The organism is Actinomyces urogenitalis DSM 15434 (genome assembly GCF_000159035.1).
Lineage (GTDB): Bacteria > Actinomycetota > Actinomycetes > Actinomycetales > Actinomycetaceae > Actinomyces > Actinomyces urogenitalis.
Genome location: NZ_DS999574.1, coordinates 463,493 through 467,362, shown reverse-complemented (window position 1 = coordinate 467,362; position 3,870 = coordinate 463,493). Strand labels below are relative to the sequence as shown.

The window sequence follows — 3,870 nt, the reverse complement described above, 5'->3', positions numbered from 1 at the left end:
CTCACGCCTGGCCGCACCTTGTCGCCCCGGCGGCCAGGGAGGATGCCACGCCCATCGCCCGTCCTTGCGCCGCGGTCGCCAGGACCTGGATGCCAGGTCGGCCACCTGCCACAGGGCGGGTGGCACGCCGTCCGTCCCCGGACTGACGCCCTCGCACAGGCCGTGACGCCTCAGGGCGCGGCTCCAGGCACGTTCGGTCGGGGCCCCGGCACGCAGGAGTGTGGCCACCTCGGTCAGCACCAGCCCAAGGTCAAGGTCCCGGGCCCTCGGCCCGGGCAGCCTCGCGCCGCCTGCCGGGCCCCTTTCGATCTGCTCCAGGACGCTGGCGTCCCGGCGTGCCGGCAGGAGCAGCACCGTGACCGCGAGCGCGAGCAGGAGCGCAACGAGCAGCGCGGCCGGGGTCATGGCAGCCCCGTCTCTCCTGCGCGTCTGAGCAGCGCCACCAGCTGAGCGTGTCCGGGACCTGGCAGGAGAGCGCCGTCGCGCAGGTGCAGGGCCTCGCGGCACACGAGGCGGCCCGAGTCCTCCTCCCTCAGGAGCACCCCGAGCGAGGTCACCACACGCTGCACGCTGGGGCCCTCCTCGCGCCGTGCCCTGCGCGAGCCAGGCACCCCGCCGCCTGGCCCGCTCCTTTGGCACGCGAGCCGCTGCAGGTGGATGACGACGTCCAGGGCACTGGCCGCCTGGGCAGCCACGGTGGCCTCGTCCATTCCGGCCAGCGCGCCCAGCGCCGTCAGGCGCGCTGGCACGTCTACCGGGGCGTTGGCGTGCAGGGTGGCCCATCCTCCTTCGTGGCCGGTGTTGAGCGCCGTGAGCACCTCGCGGACCTCGGGGCCACGGCACTCCCCCAGCACGATGCGGTCCGGGCGCATGCGCAGCGCGGTACGCACCAGGGAGGTCATCGTCACCTCTCCCACGCCCTGGACGTTGGCCTGACGCTCCTGCAGGTGGATGACGTGAGGGTGGTTGGGCCGCAGCTCGCTGGCCTCCTCGATGCACACGATGCGCTCAGTGGGCTCCACCAGGGAGAGCAGGGATGCCAGCAGGGTCGTCTTGCCGGTGCCCGTGGCGCCGGTGACCAAGCAGGAGGCCCGTCCCGCCACGAGGGCGGCCAGGACCTCGGCCAGGCTCGGGGTCAGCGTGCCCGCCGCGATCAGCTCGGCCAGGCTGAAGGCCTGGGGGCGGCTCGTGCGCAGGCAGATGAGGGTGCCGTCCGCGCTCAACGGGGGCAGGACGGCATTGAGCCGGGTGCCGTCGGCCAGCGTGGCGTCGACGACGGGGCTTGCCTCATCCAGGCGTCTGCCAGCGCTGGCCGCCATGCGCACGGCCAGCGCACGCACCTGGTCCTCGGGCAGGTCGTGGTGGACCTCCTCCAGGCCGCGGTCCCGGTCGATCCAGCTGCGCCCCGCTCCCACGAGCACGTCCGTGACGCCGTCGGTCTCTAGCAGGGGCTGCAGCCAGGAGCCGGCTCCCTCGACCTCGCGGTGGACGCGCTCATGGAGCCGCGCCAACCCCTCCATGCCGGTGGCGGCGTCGCTCTCCTCCTCCAGCGCGGTGCTCAGGCTCGCACCCCGTGCCAGCGCGCCGCGCACCCGCTCCAGCTCCTCCGCTCCGCTCACGGCGCTGCCACCACGCCTTGAAGCTCTTCCAGGAGGGCGTGGGCCAGGGCGCGGGCGTCTCGGCGTGCGCGACCGCGTCCGCGTGTGACGTCGTCACCCCTGGCAGTGCGCTGGGCCACCGATCGGTCCACGGCCATAGGACCGATCACCTGGCACCCGGTCGTGCGCACCAGACCGTCGACGTCGATGTCCTCCCCCTCCTGCAGCACCACCAGACGCACCGGGCGCTGGCTCTCGCCCGCGATCCGCCGCGCAAGCACCCGCGCGGCCGCTGCTGAGCGCAGGTCGAGCGCCGTGAGCAGCAGGACCGTGGCCTGCGGTGGGACCGGCAGGGTGCGCGGCAGGTCCACGACGACGACGTCGTGCACGCTGGCCAGGGCCGTGATCACGGGCGCGAGGATCTCCTCGCTTCGCGCTCCGCCCCTGGTGTCCCCGGTCATCACCCTCATGCCCAGCCAGGTGGGAAGGGCGTCCACGAGCCTGCTGACGCGGAAGGCCGTTTCCTGCTGCGGCAGGTCCGCCCACCGCAGCCCGGGCCCCGGCCCGGTCCCCATGAGCAGGCCAAGCCCTCCGGCGGGGTCTGCGTCCACGAGCGCGACCTTCTGGCCGGCCACCGTCAGGGCGCGTGCCAGGAGAAGGGACAGGCAGGAGGCTCCCAGGCCCCCGCGGGCGGCAACGACGGCGACCACCGCCCCCGGCGGGCGGGCCTCAGGCTGGTTCGCTGCCTGGCGAGCAGGCGCGGTCTTCAGGTCAGTTGGGCTCGGTCGGGTCATCTCTCCTCCTGGGCTCGCCGGCGCGGCCGGGCTCGGGCTGCCTCGGGTGAGGCCGGCTCGCGGGCAGGCGCCTGCTCCGAGCGTGCTCCCCCCTGCCGTGCCGCCGCACCTGGGCCGATCGAGCCCTGTGGACAGGGGTGTCACGAGACCTGCCTGTGGAGCCCGGGCTCGGTACGATGCGAGGGAACCAGCAGCCGTCCGGCCACCCGCACGAGGCTCAGGAGGTCATCGTGGACAAGGCACCCCGCCGCGCCGCCTACTTCGACCTGGACAAGACCGTGCTGGCGACCTCCACCACCTTCGCCCTGGGCGACCCGATGCGCCGCTCCGGGCTCATCTCCACCTCCGCCCTGGCCCGCGGGGTCGTGGCCCAGCTGCCCTACCTCCTCATGGGCGCGGACGAGGAGCACTCGGCACGGCTCATGCGCCAGCTGGCCGCCATGTCCGCCGGACTGGAGCGCCGTCGGCTCCAGGAGGTGGTGGACCAGGCCCTGTCCACCGCGATCGAGCCGGCCGTCTACGCCGAGGCCCTGGACCTCATCCAGGCTCATCACGAGGCTGGTCACGACGTCGTCATCGTCTCGGCCTCCGTGGAGGAGATGGTCGAGCCGGTCGCAGCCCTGGTGGGCGCTGACCGGGCGGTGGCCACGCAGATGGAGACCGACGCCGAGGGACGCTTCACCGGCGCGATCGCCCGATCCTTGCTCCACGGCGCCAAGGTCGAGGCGCTGGAGGCTGACGCCGCCGCCCACGGCATCGACCTGGCAGCCTCGTGGGCCTACTCCGACTCGGTCTCAGACCTGCCGATGCTCCAGGCCGTGGGCCACCCCGTCGCCGTCAACCCGGACCGCGAGCTGCGCCACCACGCGACCCAGGCCGGCTGGATGGTGAGGGACTTCCAGCGGCCCCTGACCCTCAGGCGTCCGCTGGCCCCGCCGGTGCCCGCAGCACTGCAACTGCGCCCCGAGCAGGCCGAGGCCCTGACCTCGGCCCTGGCGCTAGGCGCCGTGGGAGCCCTGGCCGCCTGGCTGACCTGGAGGCGCCGCTAAGGCGGTCGTCCCTGCCTGCACGGCCCGGCACACGGCCTGGGCCTCCTGGATGCCCAGGAGCAAAGCCTCGGCCTGCCACACGATCCAGGACACCACACCCTCCAGGCTCCCGGTGGCGTAGGCCGCCAGGGCCTGCGCGTAGACGCCAGGCGCCCTGGCCGCATACAGGTCCGGCACCGCCACCCCCGTAGGCTCCAGGCCGTCACGGGTGGCCAGGTAACGCACGAGCAGACGCCCCACCGCCGCGTTGCCGGCAGTGAAGGGGCGCGCACACACCATCTCGGCGTGGACGACGGCGCAGCGCACCAGAGCCGGCGCTCCCTCGATCTCCAGCAGCTCCATGAGGGCGGCGCGACGCTGGGAGAGCTCCTCACCGTGGGGCGCCGGCCCCGGACCACCCTCGCGCGCGGCCTGCTCCTCCAGCCGCGC

Annotated in this window: 4 protein-coding genes; 1 reads left to right on the top strand and 3 read right to left on the bottom strand. The window is 74.0% G+C overall.

All coding sequences use genetic code 11. The annotated features are described in order from the left end of the window. Positions 1-401 precede the first annotated feature (401 nt). Positions 402-1,619: a TadA family conjugal transfer-associated ATPase gene (locus HMPREF0058_RS02005; protein WP_006547991.1), complete on the bottom strand. Its 1,218-nt coding sequence runs from the start codon at positions 1,617-1,619 to the stop codon at positions 402-404. Further along, positions 1,616-2,392, bottom strand: coding sequence for a cellulose synthase operon protein YhjQ/BcsQ (locus HMPREF0058_RS02000; protein ID WP_050765632.1), 777 nt, complete (start codon positions 2,390-2,392; stop codon positions 1,616-1,618). The genes HMPREF0058_RS02005 and HMPREF0058_RS02000 overlap by 4 nt, the downstream gene beginning before the upstream one ends. Positions 2,393-2,622: 230 nt before the next feature. Here HMPREF0058_RS02000 and HMPREF0058_RS01995 point away from each other — a divergent pair, with 230 nt between their 5' ends. Further along, positions 2,623-3,441, top strand: a complete 819-nt coding sequence (locus HMPREF0058_RS01995; protein ID WP_231550205.1) for an HAD family hydrolase — start codon at positions 2,623-2,625, stop codon at positions 3,439-3,441. Here HMPREF0058_RS01995 and HMPREF0058_RS01990 read toward each other — a convergent pair. After that, a partial coding sequence (locus HMPREF0058_RS01990) for a Fic family protein (protein ID WP_211205879.1) occupies positions 3,391-3,870 on the bottom strand: 480 nt, incomplete at its 5' end. The two genes, HMPREF0058_RS01995 and HMPREF0058_RS01990, sit on opposite strands and share 51 nt — an antisense overlap.

Coding starts and splice junctions, on each gene's coding strand:
- HMPREF0058_RS02000 (WP_050765632.1), bottom strand. CDS start 2,392: ATGACCCGACCGAGCCCAACTGACCTGAAGACCGCGCCTGCTCGCCAG.